The organism is Nocardia bovistercoris (assembly GCF_015674855.1).
GTDB classification, from domain to species: Bacteria; Actinomycetota; Actinomycetes; order Mycobacteriales; family Mycobacteriaceae; genus Nocardia; species Nocardia bovistercoris.
Map to the genome: position 1 here is coordinate 38,952 of NZ_JADMLG010000015.1, position 12,312 is coordinate 51,263.

Annotated in this window: 18 protein-coding genes; 12 read left to right on the forward strand and 6 right to left on the reverse strand. The window is 67.0% G+C overall.

Annotated elements, in window-relative coordinates; genetic code table 11:
• Positions 1–621: 621 nt before the first annotated feature.
• The gene (locus IT779_RS29215) at positions 622–882 is read left to right on the forward strand and encodes a hypothetical protein (RefSeq protein WP_196152677.1); all 261 of its coding nucleotides are present in this window, start codon (positions 622–624) and stop codon (positions 880–882) included.
• A 136-nt stretch (positions 883–1,018) separates the two neighbouring features.
• Here the strand turns inward: IT779_RS29215 and IT779_RS29220 are convergent, their stop codons facing one another.
• Positions 1,019–1,363, reverse strand: coding sequence for a GntR family transcriptional regulator (locus IT779_RS29220; RefSeq protein ID WP_196152678.1), 345 nt, complete (start codon positions 1,361–1,363; stop codon positions 1,019–1,021).
• Positions 1,364–1,476: 113 nt separating this feature from the next.
• Between IT779_RS29220 and IT779_RS29225 the strand changes: the two genes are divergently transcribed.
• The 5 genes from IT779_RS29225 to IT779_RS29240 are packed head-to-tail and all read left to right on the forward strand — an operon-like array spanning position 1,477 to position 5,538.
• Positions 1,477–2,844 carry a DNA cytosine methyltransferase gene (locus IT779_RS29225; RefSeq protein ID WP_196152679.1) on the forward strand — a complete coding sequence of 456 codons (1,368 nt, stop codon included), beginning with the start codon at positions 1,477–1,479 and terminating at the stop codon, positions 2,842–2,844.
• A complete protein-coding gene (locus IT779_RS38170; protein ID WP_232542224.1) occupies positions 2,841–3,404 on the forward strand; it encodes a helix-turn-helix domain-containing protein in 564 nt (187 codons plus the stop codon). The genes IT779_RS29225 and IT779_RS38170 overlap by 4 nt, the downstream gene beginning before the upstream one ends.
• Complete coding sequence (locus IT779_RS38175) at positions 3,401–4,255, forward strand: phage Gp37/Gp68 family protein (protein ID WP_332839025.1); 855 nt, start codon at positions 3,401–3,403, stop codon at positions 4,253–4,255. Before IT779_RS38170 ends, IT779_RS38175 begins: the two co-directional genes overlap by 4 nt.
• An 18-nt stretch (positions 4,256–4,273) precedes the next feature.
• The gene (locus IT779_RS29235; RefSeq protein ID WP_196152840.1) at positions 4,274–4,675 is read left to right on the forward strand and encodes a hypothetical protein; all 402 of its coding nucleotides are present in this window, start codon (positions 4,274–4,276) and stop codon (positions 4,673–4,675) included.
• Positions 4,676–4,698: 23 nt separating this feature from the next.
• Entirely contained in the window at positions 4,699–5,538 is an 840-nt protein-coding gene (locus tag IT779_RS29240) for a hypothetical protein (protein ID WP_196152681.1), read from the forward strand.
• 260 nt (positions 5,539–5,798) lie between these two features.
• Here IT779_RS29240 and IT779_RS29245 read toward each other — a convergent pair whose 3' ends face one another.
• A complete protein-coding gene (locus IT779_RS29245) occupies positions 5,799–6,005 on the reverse strand; it encodes a hypothetical protein (protein ID WP_196152682.1) in 207 nt (68 codons plus the stop codon).
• A gap of 534 nt (positions 6,006–6,539) precedes the next feature.
• Between IT779_RS29245 and IT779_RS29250 the strand changes: the two genes are divergently transcribed.
• On the forward strand, positions 6,540–7,067 hold the full coding sequence (locus tag IT779_RS29250; RefSeq protein WP_196152683.1) for a CAP family protein: 528 nt from the start codon (positions 6,540–6,542) through the stop codon (positions 7,065–7,067).
• 588 nt (positions 7,068–7,655) lie between these two features.
• On the opposite strand, the gene IT779_RS29255 is transcribed toward IT779_RS29250, so the two are convergent.
• The 3 genes from IT779_RS29255 to IT779_RS29265 all read right to left on the reverse strand — a co-directional run bounded on the left by IT779_RS29255 (position 7,656) and on the right by IT779_RS29265 (position 8,961).
• Positions 7,656–8,120 carry a hypothetical protein gene (locus tag IT779_RS29255; RefSeq protein WP_196152684.1) on the reverse strand — a complete coding sequence of 155 codons (465 nt, stop codon included), beginning with the start codon at positions 8,118–8,120 and terminating at the stop codon, positions 7,656–7,658.
• A 123-nt stretch (positions 8,121–8,243) separates the two neighbouring features.
• The gene (locus tag IT779_RS29260; protein ID WP_196152685.1) at positions 8,244–8,510 is read right to left on the reverse strand and encodes a hypothetical protein; all 267 of its coding nucleotides are present in this window, start codon (positions 8,508–8,510) and stop codon (positions 8,244–8,246) included.
• Between the two features lie 103 nt (positions 8,511–8,613).
• Complete coding sequence (locus IT779_RS29265) at positions 8,614–8,961, reverse strand: hypothetical protein (RefSeq protein WP_196152686.1); 348 nt, start codon at positions 8,959–8,961, stop codon at positions 8,614–8,616.
• Between the two features lie 80 nt (positions 8,962–9,041).
• On the opposite strand from IT779_RS29265, the gene IT779_RS29270 reads away from it, so the two are divergent.
• The 5 genes from IT779_RS29270 to IT779_RS29290 all read left to right on the forward strand — a co-directional run bounded on the left by IT779_RS29270 (position 9,042) and on the right by IT779_RS29290 (position 11,897).
• A complete protein-coding gene (locus IT779_RS29270; RefSeq protein ID WP_196152687.1) occupies positions 9,042–9,218 on the forward strand; it encodes a hypothetical protein in 177 nt (58 codons plus the stop codon).
• Between the two features lie 266 nt (positions 9,219–9,484).
• Positions 9,485–9,868, forward strand: coding sequence for a hypothetical protein (locus tag IT779_RS29275; RefSeq protein WP_196152688.1), 384 nt, complete (start codon positions 9,485–9,487; stop codon positions 9,866–9,868).
• A gap of 306 nt (positions 9,869–10,174) precedes the next feature.
• Complete coding sequence (locus IT779_RS29280; RefSeq protein ID WP_196152689.1) at positions 10,175–10,366, forward strand: hypothetical protein; 192 nt, start codon at positions 10,175–10,177, stop codon at positions 10,364–10,366.
• Positions 10,367–10,792: 426 nt separating this feature from the next.
• Positions 10,793–10,978, forward strand: a complete 186-nt coding sequence (locus IT779_RS29285) for a hypothetical protein (RefSeq protein ID WP_196152690.1) — start codon at positions 10,793–10,795, stop codon at positions 10,976–10,978.
• Positions 10,971–11,897: a tyrosine-type recombinase/integrase gene (locus tag IT779_RS29290; protein WP_196152691.1), complete on the forward strand. Its 927-nt coding sequence runs from the start codon at positions 10,971–10,973 to the stop codon at positions 11,895–11,897. The genes IT779_RS29285 and IT779_RS29290 overlap by 8 nt, the downstream gene beginning before the upstream one ends.
• Before the next feature lie 49 nt (positions 11,898–11,946).
• On the opposite strand, the gene IT779_RS29295 is transcribed toward IT779_RS29290, so the two are convergent.
• Positions 11,947–12,183 carry a hypothetical protein gene (locus IT779_RS29295; protein WP_196152692.1) on the reverse strand — a complete coding sequence of 79 codons (237 nt, stop codon included), beginning with the start codon at positions 12,181–12,183 and terminating at the stop codon, positions 11,947–11,949.
• Between the last annotated feature and the right edge of the window lie 129 nt (positions 12,184–12,312).

A 12,312-nucleotide genomic window follows, 5' to 3' on the forward strand; every position in this document is an offset into this window, starting at 1 on the left:
GGTCTGCTGTAAATCTGTGAATAAGCAGGTGAGGGAGGGTGTGGAAGCGGTTGCGAGAGACGGCGAGTGGATATGTGGACAGGTATGGAGAGTGTAGTGGTGGTGGAATGTGAAGGCGTACAGAATGTGTGTGAAACAGGTTGGTGGATAGGTCAACTGGAATCGGTAGGGGAATGCGCTTCTGCTGCGCTCGACGCCGGTCGCGTCGTCGTGTGCCCGCATTCGGGCGTGCCGTTCGGGGTGTAGATGATCGCGTCACAGGCCCGACAGATGTGCGTGCGATGGTGACCCCTGATCGCCAGGCAGGCGGCCGCGCCGACCAGAACCCGGTTCGCCCCAAGACGGTGACCGTTCGGGCACATCCAGGGTGAAGGCTCGGCCCAACCACCGCCGGGAACCTGATACAGCCGCCCCGGCTCGACCCGCACACCCCGCAAGCGATACTCCGGAACCCACTGTTGTTCGCACATGCGTTCGAGTCTGACCGGTGAACAATGACGTGACAACAACATCCGGAATGTGTCGGCGCCTTCGACGCGCACCGGATGCCGGATACGCTTCACCTCACCGAGACGATGGCGATGCCGACCGGCGCGGCCGGGGGTGAAAGAGGGGGCGACCGTGGTGATGCCGCAGTACCGCTACGCCTGCGCCAAATGCGCGTACGGGTGGCACGACACCCCGTACTGCCCCGGCGACGTCGGCAAGCTGGCGTACTCGACCATGTCGATGATGGACGCGGAATACGAGATCCGCCGACTCGAGAAACAAGCGCGACAACGCCGCGGCGAGCCCGAACCCGTGCTCAGCCCGTGGCGGTTCCGCTGGTGGTGGATCCCGCTGGGCATCACCGTCTACATCGTCCTGCTCATCCTCATCTGACCCGCGAGGATTCCGGTTCCCGACACGGAATCGAGGTGGCGTCGCGCGTCGACGCACTGCTTCCGGCGCTCCATCCACGAACCCCGGACCGACCCCTCGACCGACGGGCGGCCGTGACCCTGGATTGCCCCCTGGGCTAGGGGGTGGCCTCGCTGGGTTGTGGGATGCCGAGGTGCTCGTAGAGTGCGGTGAGGTGGCCCTCCAGCGCGGTGACGCGGCCGCGTAGGGTCGCGACTTCCTCGTCGAGGGTCGGGGTCGGTGTGGGTGGGGTGCGCACGAAGCTGCCGACGCCGTGGTGGGTCTCGATCAAACCGGCTTGCTGGAGTTCGGTCACCGCGCGTGCCACGGTGTTCAGCGCGACACCCCACTGGTCCATGAGTTCGGCCTTAGTGGGGATCTGGTCGCCGGTCTTGTACTCGCCGCGCTCTATTCGTGCGCGCAGGTCGGCGACGATCTGCGCGTACCGGGGCTGGTTGCTCACCCGCCCAGTATAGGTAGACCACCAGTTGATCATGTCAACTGATTCACTCTTGATTCTGTCGATTGACCGTGGTGCACTTGAAGGGTGTTCGTCATCGAAAGGCAAGGGTCGCAATGAGTCTGCGCAGCACGGTCTACTTCGCCGGGTGGGGTGGTGATTCGTTGGGGTGGGAGCAGGTGCCCGGAGTGCAGGGGCGGATCGCGGCCAATCACAACGAGGTCGCCACCGCGGTGCACGCACTGAATTTCCCCGGCACCGAACATCTTCCGCCGGGGGATGTGAAGGACCTCGACCTGGCCGCCCTGCCCTACACCGAGTTGTTCTGGGCTTCGCCCGCGTGCCCGGCCTGGACCGATGCCCAAGGCACGAAACGCCATTTCGACACCTCGAACCAGTACACGATGTTCGACGAGGAACTCGGCCCGATCGAGGACCCCGCCCACGCTCGCTCACGCGCCCTGGTCGAGCAGATCCCGCGATACCTGCGGGCGATGGCCGCACGCGGGAACCCGGTGTTGGCCGGGGTGATGGAGAACGTCATCCAGTGCCGCCGCTGGGACGACTGGAAACGGTGGGTCCGTGAGATCGCCGATCTGGGCTACGGGGTGCGGTTGATCGCGTTGAACTCCGGGCATGTGCTGCCGCGTCGCTGCCTGCCCGTGCCTCAATCACGCGACAGGTTGTATTTCGCCTTTTGGCTGAAATCGTTGGGACGGCAACCGGACTGGGACAAGTGGCTGCGTCCGAGAGCGTGGTGCGCGTCGTGTGAGCGGACCGTGGCCGCGGTGCAGTCCTGGAAGAAGCCCGGCACCGATATGGGGCGCTACGGGATCCGGCACGGCCAGTACGTGTACCGGTGCCCGCACCGATCGTGCCGGGCCGCGATCGTCGAACCGGTCACCACCCCGGCCTCGGCCGCGATCGACTGGACCCTGCCACCGGGAGAACGGATCGCCGATCGTGTCGATCCTCTCGCCGAGGCGACCATGGACCGGATCCGTGTCGGCCTTACTCGGTTCGCGGGTGCGCCGATGTTGACCCCGGCCGGTGGCACCTGGCGCACCGAGGCGACCAGCCTGAGCACTCCGATGCCCGCGCGCACGACTCGCGAGTGCGACGGCCTGGTGATCCCGCCGCCGACGGCGGTGTTCCCGGCGCCGCGCCCGCTGCTGGTGCCCTACAACCGCACCGGCCGCGCGCACCCGGTCACCGACCCGTTGGGCACCTTGACCACCAAGGACCGTTACGCCCTGCTCGGGGTCGACCACACCCGCGCGGTCGGGCAGTGCACGTTCCGGATGCTCGCCGACACCGAGGTCCGCAACGGGATGGCGTTCCCGCCCACCTTCCGCCCGTTGGGCGACAAACGGACCCGGATACGCGGCTACGGCAACGCCGTCACCCCCGCCAGCGCCGAAGTCATCGGCTGCGCCCTGGTCGAGGCCGTCACCGGCGAACAGATCGAGCGGTGCGCGGCATGAGCGGGACGCGGGAGGATTCGACGCAGGCGATGGTGCGTGTGCTCGGGGTGCGCGCGTTGCTCACCCTCGCCCCCGATATCGCCGAATGCGCGCGGCGCCGTGCGGTCGGGCTCGTCGCGGTGACCGATCTGGAGTTGCTCGATGTGCTGATGGGACTGCCGCACGGGCTTCCCGTCGCCGAGGGCTGCCTCACCCGTCGGGAAACCAAGGTCCTGCGGCGCGCACCCCACGGGGTCCTCACCCGTATCGGCGGGTGCGTCGAGCGTTCGGTCGTGGCGCCGGTGCGGGTGCGGGCCGCGCTGGTCGCGGTGCCGAACTGGCGGTCCGGGCTGCGGGCTGCGGGCCGGTTCGCTCCTTTCTGCACCCGCACGATGCACCTGCCCACCACCCCGACCGACCTCGACGACGCCGTGAGCGCGGCCCGTTTCTACGGCATCGGGATCCACACCGACGACCGCGGCGACTTGCTGCCCCCCGAACCCCACCGGCCCCAGCGACACACCCCCGCCGGGTGGGGATTCCTCGAAACCGTCTACCAGCAGACAAGGACACAGCTGTGACCGCCATCGAATGGACCGACAGCACGTGGAACCCGGTCACCGGGTGCGACCGCATCAGCGCCGGATGCGACCACTGCTACGCCCTCACACTCGCCAAACGGCTCAAGGCGATGGGCTCGCCGAAATACCAGGCCGACGGCGACCCGCGCACCTCCGGACCCGGATTCGCGGTCACCACCCACCCCGAAGCCCTCGACATCCCGCGTCGCTGGCGCACCCCGCGCAGGGTGTTCGTGAACTCCATGTCCGATCTGTTCCACGCGAAGGTCCCCCTCGACTTCGTCGCGGCCGTGCTCGACGTCATCGCCGAGACCCCGCGCCATACCTACCAGGTGCTGACCAAGCGGCCCGGCCGCGCCCGCCGCCTGGCCGAGACCGGACGCATCGTGTTCCCGCCGAACCTGTGGCTGGGTACCAGCGTCGAGAACGGCGCGGTCACCGACCGCATCACCGACCTCATCGCCACACCCGGTGTGGCGGTGCGGTTCCTGTCGATCGAACCCATGCTCGGCCCGGTCGACCTGGACCGGTTCCTGTTCCCGAACCGGTGCCCGGACGGCTGCTCGTGCCGGTGGCCCGACGACGGGGACCGCAACGAATGCGCCTGCGGCGGCGCGTGCGCGGAATGGTCGCCGCGTCCGGCGATCGACTGGGTGATCGTGGGCGGCGAGTCCGGGCCGAACGCGCGCCCGATCAACCCGGACTGGGTGCGCGACCTGCGCGACCAGGTAACCGACGCGGGGGCGGCGTTCTTCTTCAAGCAGTGGGGCGGGCGCACCCCGAAAGCCGCCGGACGCGAACTCGACGGCCAGATCTGGGACCAGTTCCCGACCAGCGGCCGCGCGGCCTGAACGGTGGTGGCGGCCCCGATGTTCAAGCGGGAGAAGAGCGTCGCGCAACTGAGCCTGTTCGGCGCCGAGGATGTCCAGCCGTGCCACTGGCACCAGATCTGCGGGCAGTTCGTCCTGGCCGCGGGCCATCCCGCGTGCGCGGACTGCCGCCGCGAATTCGGGCCTCTGCTGCAACCCCTCGCCGCACCGACCATCCCGGCCGACCCCGACCCCGACATCGAGACGCCCGCGGCCGTCGAGGCGGGGTCCGATCAGACGCTGGCGCGGCTACGGGCGTTGCTACCGGGCACCACCGCACCGCCTACGGAAACCCCCGCCGAACAACGGCGCAATCAACGGTGCTGGCTGTGCGAGGAACGACGCACCTGCACACAGATCGGCGGGCGGTGGGAGTGCCGCGAATGCCAACTCGTCGAATAACCCACTCGAAAGGAACATTTCCGATGCCCCGGAACATGTCGGTCTCGCTCACCGAGAAACAGGTACGCGCCCGCACCAAGACCGTCACACGCCGCGCGGGGTGGCGGTTCCTGGAGCCGGGGACGCGGTTGATGTTGTGCCGCAAGGTCATGGGCCGCCGCAAGGACGAACCGTTGGTGCGCATCGTCGAGGTGGAGGAACGGGTCGGGCGTCTGCGCGACTGCGCGATCGTCGCCGGTGACCGGTCGACGCCCACTACGGGGTTCCATCCGGTCGACCCTCATCCGCCGCGCCGTATCGACCGCTGGTACGCCACGCACCGGTTCCCGCTGGCCGCGATCGTGGGCTACCGCGTGCACGAGTCCGCCGAACTCGCCCACGAGGACGGTTGGCTCAGCGACCACCTACCCATCACCACCGTCATCGATACCGCCGCACTCGACCCCGCCCACGGCGTACCGCTCGTCGGGCCCGGTGTGGTCGAGGCCCGCGCCGGCGCCCGCTGGTGGGCGCGGCGCTTCGCCCGGGGCACCGAGGCGATGGCCGTGATCGGCGAACCGCGACCCACCCTCGACCAGGTCACCCGATTCGAGCGGTCGCTGATCGCGGGGATACTGGCGCTGATCACCGAACCCCGCGCGGACTGGCCCGAGTACTCGACCCTGCGTCACGTGAGAGTCGGCGCCGACGAACCCGATCCGGTCCTGATCACCGCGCTCAACGCCGCGGGCATCGCCTCACCGGTCGGAGCGGTCTGGCTGCCCGGCCGAACCCGGATGCTGATCAACCCCGACCAGATCACCGTCCACCACATCGACGGCGCCACCGAGACGGTCGATACCCGCTCGGCCATCGACAGGTAGCCGCCTGTCCACCCCGGACGCGGGCGGGATCTCCGGAGGCAAGCCCTCCCCGCTGAGGGAGGGCGCGGTAGCCCTGTTCGAGGTGACCGGATCGGGTTCCGGCACATGCCGGGGGTTCGGGAACATCCGGGAGAAAAGTCACGCCAAGGAGTTGTCGCAGATAGCCGCCCACCATCTGCGGTAACTCCTTGGCGTCGGGCTCCGTTCACTAGTCGGACACCCCGAACAGCGCGAGGTCCAACGCGAGCGGGCCGAGGGATTCAGCCGGACATGAGCACGATCACGAACACCACGACAATGACAACGATGATGACGGTAGAGATGATCGCGATGATCGCGTCCTCAAGGTCGGCCTTCCTAGCTGCCTCCGGATCTATTCGGCGAAGGGCCTCTCGTTTCGCTATTCTTTCCGCTTCTTTGCGGGCGGCGCGCTTGCGCCTCTCCCGCTGCCACTGTTCTTGTTCCATTCTTTTAAATATCGACATTTCAGTCTTCCCCTGCGCAGTCGATGACACGAGTCCGGTTGTCACGGTGCCTCTCTCACCAGGATGGCAGTAGATGACGACCGACGTCCTCGACCGGCTGACCGCAGCCCGGGTGTCCGACCGGACCCGTTGTCCACCTGCCCGTCCTGGAGGTTGAGGAACATCGGCGCGGAATGTTCCGATAGCGCGCGCCGTTCGGTCTCTCTGGCAGGCCACAGCCACGCCCGGATCGGGCACTACCGCACATAGTTTCGCGGGTCGACCGTGAAGCGGGAGTCGGTTGCGTCAGATCGGCAGTCAGGTTGCCGCACATAGTGCGCGGCTATATGCGGCAACCCGCTAAGCGTGACTTTTGTCGCCGATGTTCCCGGACCCCCGTATCCCGCTCGACGCGCCGTGGTTGAGGTGATGTTCTTTCGCTATCCGTGGTGAAGGTGTCGCTACGCTGCGGGCCGCACATGTCAGTTCGATTCGGTCGGGAACTGCCCGCCACGGCGGGCCGAAAGGTGAATCACGGTGAAGAAATTCCGGGCTTCGATGCCTGTGGCGGTGGTCGCGGTCGCGGTCGCGACGATCCTCGGCGGCGCGCCCGCGCACGCCGACGTTCTGTCCGATCAGACCTTGGCAGCGCACAACAGCGCGCGCGCCAAGTACGGCGCCGGGCCACTGCAATGGTCGGCCCAGCTGTACCCGAACACCCAGCAATACGCCCAAGCGTGTGTGTTCGCGCACTCCAATTCCGGCGGGCAGTACGGCGAGAACCTCTACGTCTCCACGAACCCGAACGCCACCATCGCCTCGGCGGTCGACGCCTGGATGGCCGAGGCCGCGCAGTACGACTACGACAACCCCGGATTCTCCGCGGCCACCGGCCATTTCACCCAGGTCGTGTGGAAGAACACCACCCAGGTCGCGGTCGCGATCGCCAGTTGCCCCGCCGGCACCATCTTCCCGTCGAATGCGTCCAAATTCATCGTGGCCCGCTACACCCCGCCCGGCAACTATCAAGGCCAGTTCCCGCAGAACGTGGGACGGCCGGTGTGAGCCCGACCCCGTTCGGGCCTCGACACCGGTGACCGGTTCCAGCCGCCGCGCGAGATCCGCCCGAAATTCGGCCGATACCAGTCCCCGGGTACGTCCAGCGCACTCGTGGCTGGGGGTGGATTACCCCCTGGACCAGAGGGTGGTTTACCCCCTGGATTAGCGCGAGGGGGAAGACCAGGGGCTAGTCCTGGTGCTAGCCCAGGGGGTAATCCAGGGGCTAGGCCACCCCCGGAAACCCGCACTGACGTGCGGGTTGCTGTCCTGCCCCGTCCCTTTTCGTCGCAGGCTCCGAATTTTGAAGACCACCCCCACTCTGCGAGCACTCAATTGGGGGTGGTCTTCGAAACCAGGGACGGGGCAGGACAGCAAACAAGATCTCCAGGGGATCGGAACATGTTCGAGGAGAAGGAAAGTGCCAAGAGAAGGACACGCGAGTCGGTGGGTGGGTCGGGTAGGGTAGCGCGGCTCACCGTCGGTACGTGGGTGTCCGGCTCGCCGGGCGGCGTCGCGGCTATCGGCGTGCTCGCCCGACCTGCGCGATGTCCGGTTTTCGACGCGAAAATGAGGACCACACACGACGGTGGTGGCTCAGTCGCCGAGCACCAGCCGAGTCCGGATCCACACAGCCCGCTCCTGCTCCATCATCTCCTGCGCCGCCTCGGGGTCCATCCGGTCGGCGCGGCCGGTGATCACGACCAGGCCGCCGCCGTCGCGGTGACGCTGGGCGACCCGGTGTCGCCAGTCCGGGGCCGCTTCCAGTGCGCCGGTGTAGATCTCGCCGAGCCCGGCCGGACCGGTGATCCGCGCCGCGGTCATCGCGCGATCGAGAACGATCGACCAACCCGGCACCGGATCGGCGGCGAAGCCTAGATCCAGCATCGGCACCGCCCCGTGTCGGGTGACCGCCGCGGTCCAGGCGTCCGCGCTCACCAGCGCGCCGGATTCGGCGATCAGGGTCGCGCGCATTCGCGGTAGCAGGATCACCACCGGCTCGCCCACGATGACAGCGGTGTAGGTGGTGGCCTGCTCGATCTCCGGAACGGGGTGAGACACGGTCACCGACACTACATTTCACTTCCCGTGTCGGTGGGGCCTGCGCGCCGAGCGGACCCTGCCCGCCTGAGCGGGAAACGCGGTCGCGGCGAAACCCCGATCCCCGCCGCGACCGCGCCGTGTTCAGTGGAGATAGTTGCTGCGGACCTTGCCGTCTTCGAGGCTGATCACCCGCGTCTCGGGATATTTCTCCTCATGGCCGAGCGCGACCAACAGATCCTGCAGGATCTCCTGCCCCGACCTGGGGCCGAGGACCGAAAGATCGAAGGCGCAGGGGTTCTGCCGCGCGGTCAGAAATGTCACCCTGTTTGGTGATTCGAGCTTGATACGGATCACCGAGGCCGCGTTGAGATATCCCTGCCCGCCCCCGAGGTCTATGTAGGTCGCCATCGCGCGATGCTACGTCGACCCGAACACGATCCCCGGCCCGTCCGGTTTCGCCGCGCCGAGATCGGATTCGCGATGGCCGAGACCGGCCGGCCGACGGTATCGATCATCCCGTGGCGGGTCGTCGTCCCTCGGTCAGCGCGTCCCCGATCTCGATCGCCCGCGCACGGTACCGGTCTTTATCGAGGAACGCGACATCGAAACCCGGTGTGCGCTCACCGTCGAGGTGGCGTCGCGCCATCTCGAAATGCTGGGCGACATAGTTCGGATCCTGCATACGCCGATCGACTTCGTCGATGAGCGCGCGGATCGCGGCGGCGTGGTCGGCGCCGGTGACATGCCAGTCCTCCCCGGGATAGTAGGCGCGGACCGTGCCGTCGGCTTGATCGATGAACTCCGGTTTCTGGCTGACGTGCAGGACCGGGTCAGATCCGTCCCACGGGGCCTGGTGCATAGAAGGTCTCCCTCGAACCGTCGTCGTGAACCACGTAGCAGACGTACTGCATGCCAGGCTTAGCGCCCACGATCGGGCCGGTGTACACGCAGTTCACCGTGGTCGCGGTAGCGGTCCCGTTGGCTACGGTCGCCGGGGCCGCCAGCACCGCCCCGGACACGACCGCAGCCAACAAGGTTCGGATGACTCCGCTCATCCTCGGGTTCCTCTCGTCGGCGGTTCGAGCAGACATCGGGTTTGACGCGGCCGAGCCGTGATCGGTTCCACGACCCCGCGAAGAGGCGGCGTGTCGTCGGCGGATACCGGTGGGGTGTGAGCGCTATCGTTGTCGATGTAATGCCGCTGGCCTCGGGCCGGGCGTCTCTCCGCGAACGCGAGGAGGCCCCGCCATGACGCGGTGTCGATACCCGCACGGCCAGCCAGCGAACTCCCGACCTTTTCATTACAAGAGACCGGTTCCGTGTCGGTTGAACTGTCGACCTTTCGCTTACAAGGTGGGCAGTTCAACCGAGGAGCTGGCGCGATGAGCGAGTTCGCTGCGCTGGTCGGCGAGTGGAAATTGTTGAGCGGTGCCGCCGCCTTGCTGTTGGTGTTGTGGCACCACGGCCCGCTGTCGATCGCGGATGCCTGCGTACGCTTCTCGGCCATCTGGGCGATCCGGACAGCGCTGAGGACCGACGACGAGCGGAAGCGTGAGGCGGCGTTGAACATCCTCGAACTGACCGGCTCTCGCCAACGCGGAGAAGAACCTTCGCTTCCAGCCGACGAACAGCGGGCTACCGAGTACGAGAGCGCGGATTATCACCTCACGACGACGCAGGTCGGTGAAGACTTTTCACAACCTGTGAACTGGCGTCGGATCTGCATGGATATCGACGACGATCGAGTAGGAGAAGGTCTTGCGTAAGAACGTCAACGCGGCCCTCGTGAAGGGACACAGGCTCACTGATCTTGTACATGGTTCTCGCGCAAGACCTTTGGGTACCTCAACGCGCTCTTGTCGCCTGCTACGTGAGTATTCGCCACCGAAGTGACACGTGCGCGGGTGCGGAATTTGCGGAGGCGTCGGGTACGGTTCAACTCACTCCGGTTCGGACCCATGTTCGGCCCTGTTCGATCGCGACGCCCTCCCCTTCGCCGGGGAGGGCCTCGAACTCGCCGCCAAGTCGGCGGCAGGCCGCTTCGGCGGCAGCGATCGAAAGGCATCCGCTACATGGATGATGACCCGGAGCCGTCCGCGCCTCGCGAGGACGGCGGTACCACGCCCTGGACTTCGGTCACGATCACGGCGCTGGAACTGGTGCAGCTTCTTCTTCCCTTGGCGGGAGAAGCGACCAGCCCGGTAGCCATGATGGCCACCGGGCTGGTGCTGTGGTTACTGCGCACGATCGTAAACGGTTGGTAGCCCAAGTCGATCGGTAGCAGTTCCAGGTATGGGCCGGACGGGAGAACTCTCGTCCGGCCCTATCCGTATGCAGACCGCAACACATACTCGGTATGCAATGCGCGTGCTCGGACGGTACCACCTGCTTGTTCCCTCCAGGAACAAAGCCATCACCGATCGGCATCAGACCGATAAGTCTCCTCCGTGAATCTGACCAGCTCAGACCCGTTAAACCTGAGGTGCGCGTGACATTTGTGTCTGTCATTTAATTGGGCGACACCCCGCCCGTTCGCGCGAAGTTCGCCCGAACTACCGCAGATAATGGCATATTATCTGCGGTAGAATGCAAGTCTGGGTATGCGCGACCTCGCGCGACGACCCCACCGCACCGAGGCGACTCCGCGAATTATCTGCGGTAGATGCGAGTAGAGGATGGGAGATCCATTGATGTCGAGGGGTATAGGAACGGTCAACGTCGACAGGTTGATCGAGATCGAGGACCTGTTGTACGACAACGCGCTCACCCACACCGATCTGATCGACCGACTCGGCCACGCCGGGCTGACGGAGGTGGCGCGCGTCATCGAAGGACTGCGCGGCGACCCTCTCGATGATCCGAGCTGGGATGAATGAGCCGAGTCCGGTCCGCTCCCTACGGGCCGGGGTCCACCTCGACGACGCGGTCACCGCCTACCTGCGAACGGTCACCGCGGCCAACACCGCCCGCAGCTACCGCACCGCTCTGGCCGCACTCGTCGCCGAGTTCGGCGCCGACACCGACCCCGCGCTGCTGGACCCGGACCGGGTCGCGACCTGGTTCCGCACCCGATGGGACGCCGCGTCGGCGCAGACATTCAACGTGCGCCTGGCCGCCCTACGCGCCGCGGGCACCTACTGGCGCGAACAGGGCTGGCTCGTCGGCGATCCCCTCGTGCGGCTGCGGCCACGCTCGATCCCCGCCGACCGCAGCCGCGCGTTGACCCGCGCCGAGATCGCCGAGATCCTCGGCAGTAGCGCGGAACTGCGTGAACGGGTGCTGTGGCACATGCTCTACGAGACCGCCGCGCGCGCCGAGGAACTCCTCGGCCTCGACATCGACGATCTCGACACCGCGAACCGGTGCGCGAGGGTGCAGCGCAAGGGCGGCGCCTTCGATGTCGTCGCCTGGCAGACCGGCACCGCGCGGCTGCTGCCCCGACTGCTCACCGGACGCCGCACCGGGCCGGTGTTCCTCACCGAACGCCACGCCAAACCCCATGTCGCCACAGCCGATATCGACCCCGGCAGTCACCGGGCGCGGTTGTCGTACCGACGCGCGGCCGAACTGTTCGACCACCACACCGCGGGGATGTCGGGCGGGCCGTACGCGCTGCACCAGCTGCGCCACTCCCGCCTCACCCACGCCGCCGAGGACGGCGCGTCCACCCCGATGCTGATGACCCTGTCCGGGCACACCTCGGTACGGTCGCTGACGAAATACGCGCGCCCGTCGAAGGAGGCGCTGCTGGCCTGGCAGGCCGGGACCGACCCGGCCGCGCGACGACGGCGTTGATCGCCGAAGCGAAAGATCCTGTCGCAACGCGGAAGTGGTTCTCGACCGCTCACCTCCTGCGGCGCGGCCTGCGTCGATTCCCGTCATAATGCGGAGCGGGTGGGGTGACCGGTGGAGTCTGCGCGGACGGGATGCTCGGGCGGCGCCAGAGCATCGCCAGCACCCGTTGGGCGGCTTCGCGCTTGTTCGGATCGCGGGCGAACACCGCCGCCCAAACCAGCACGCACGGCAACACCACACCAGCCACCACAGCGACATCCGCGAGAGTGAAAGTCACGCTGACCACGAATGAGATCCCTTGCTCAGGGGATGATCTCACCGGAAGAACGATCTGAACGGGCACACGACCAACCGGCTCGACCATCCGATACATCGGATAGCGAACCGGGGTCCGACGAAGCCGACCGTCGCCCGG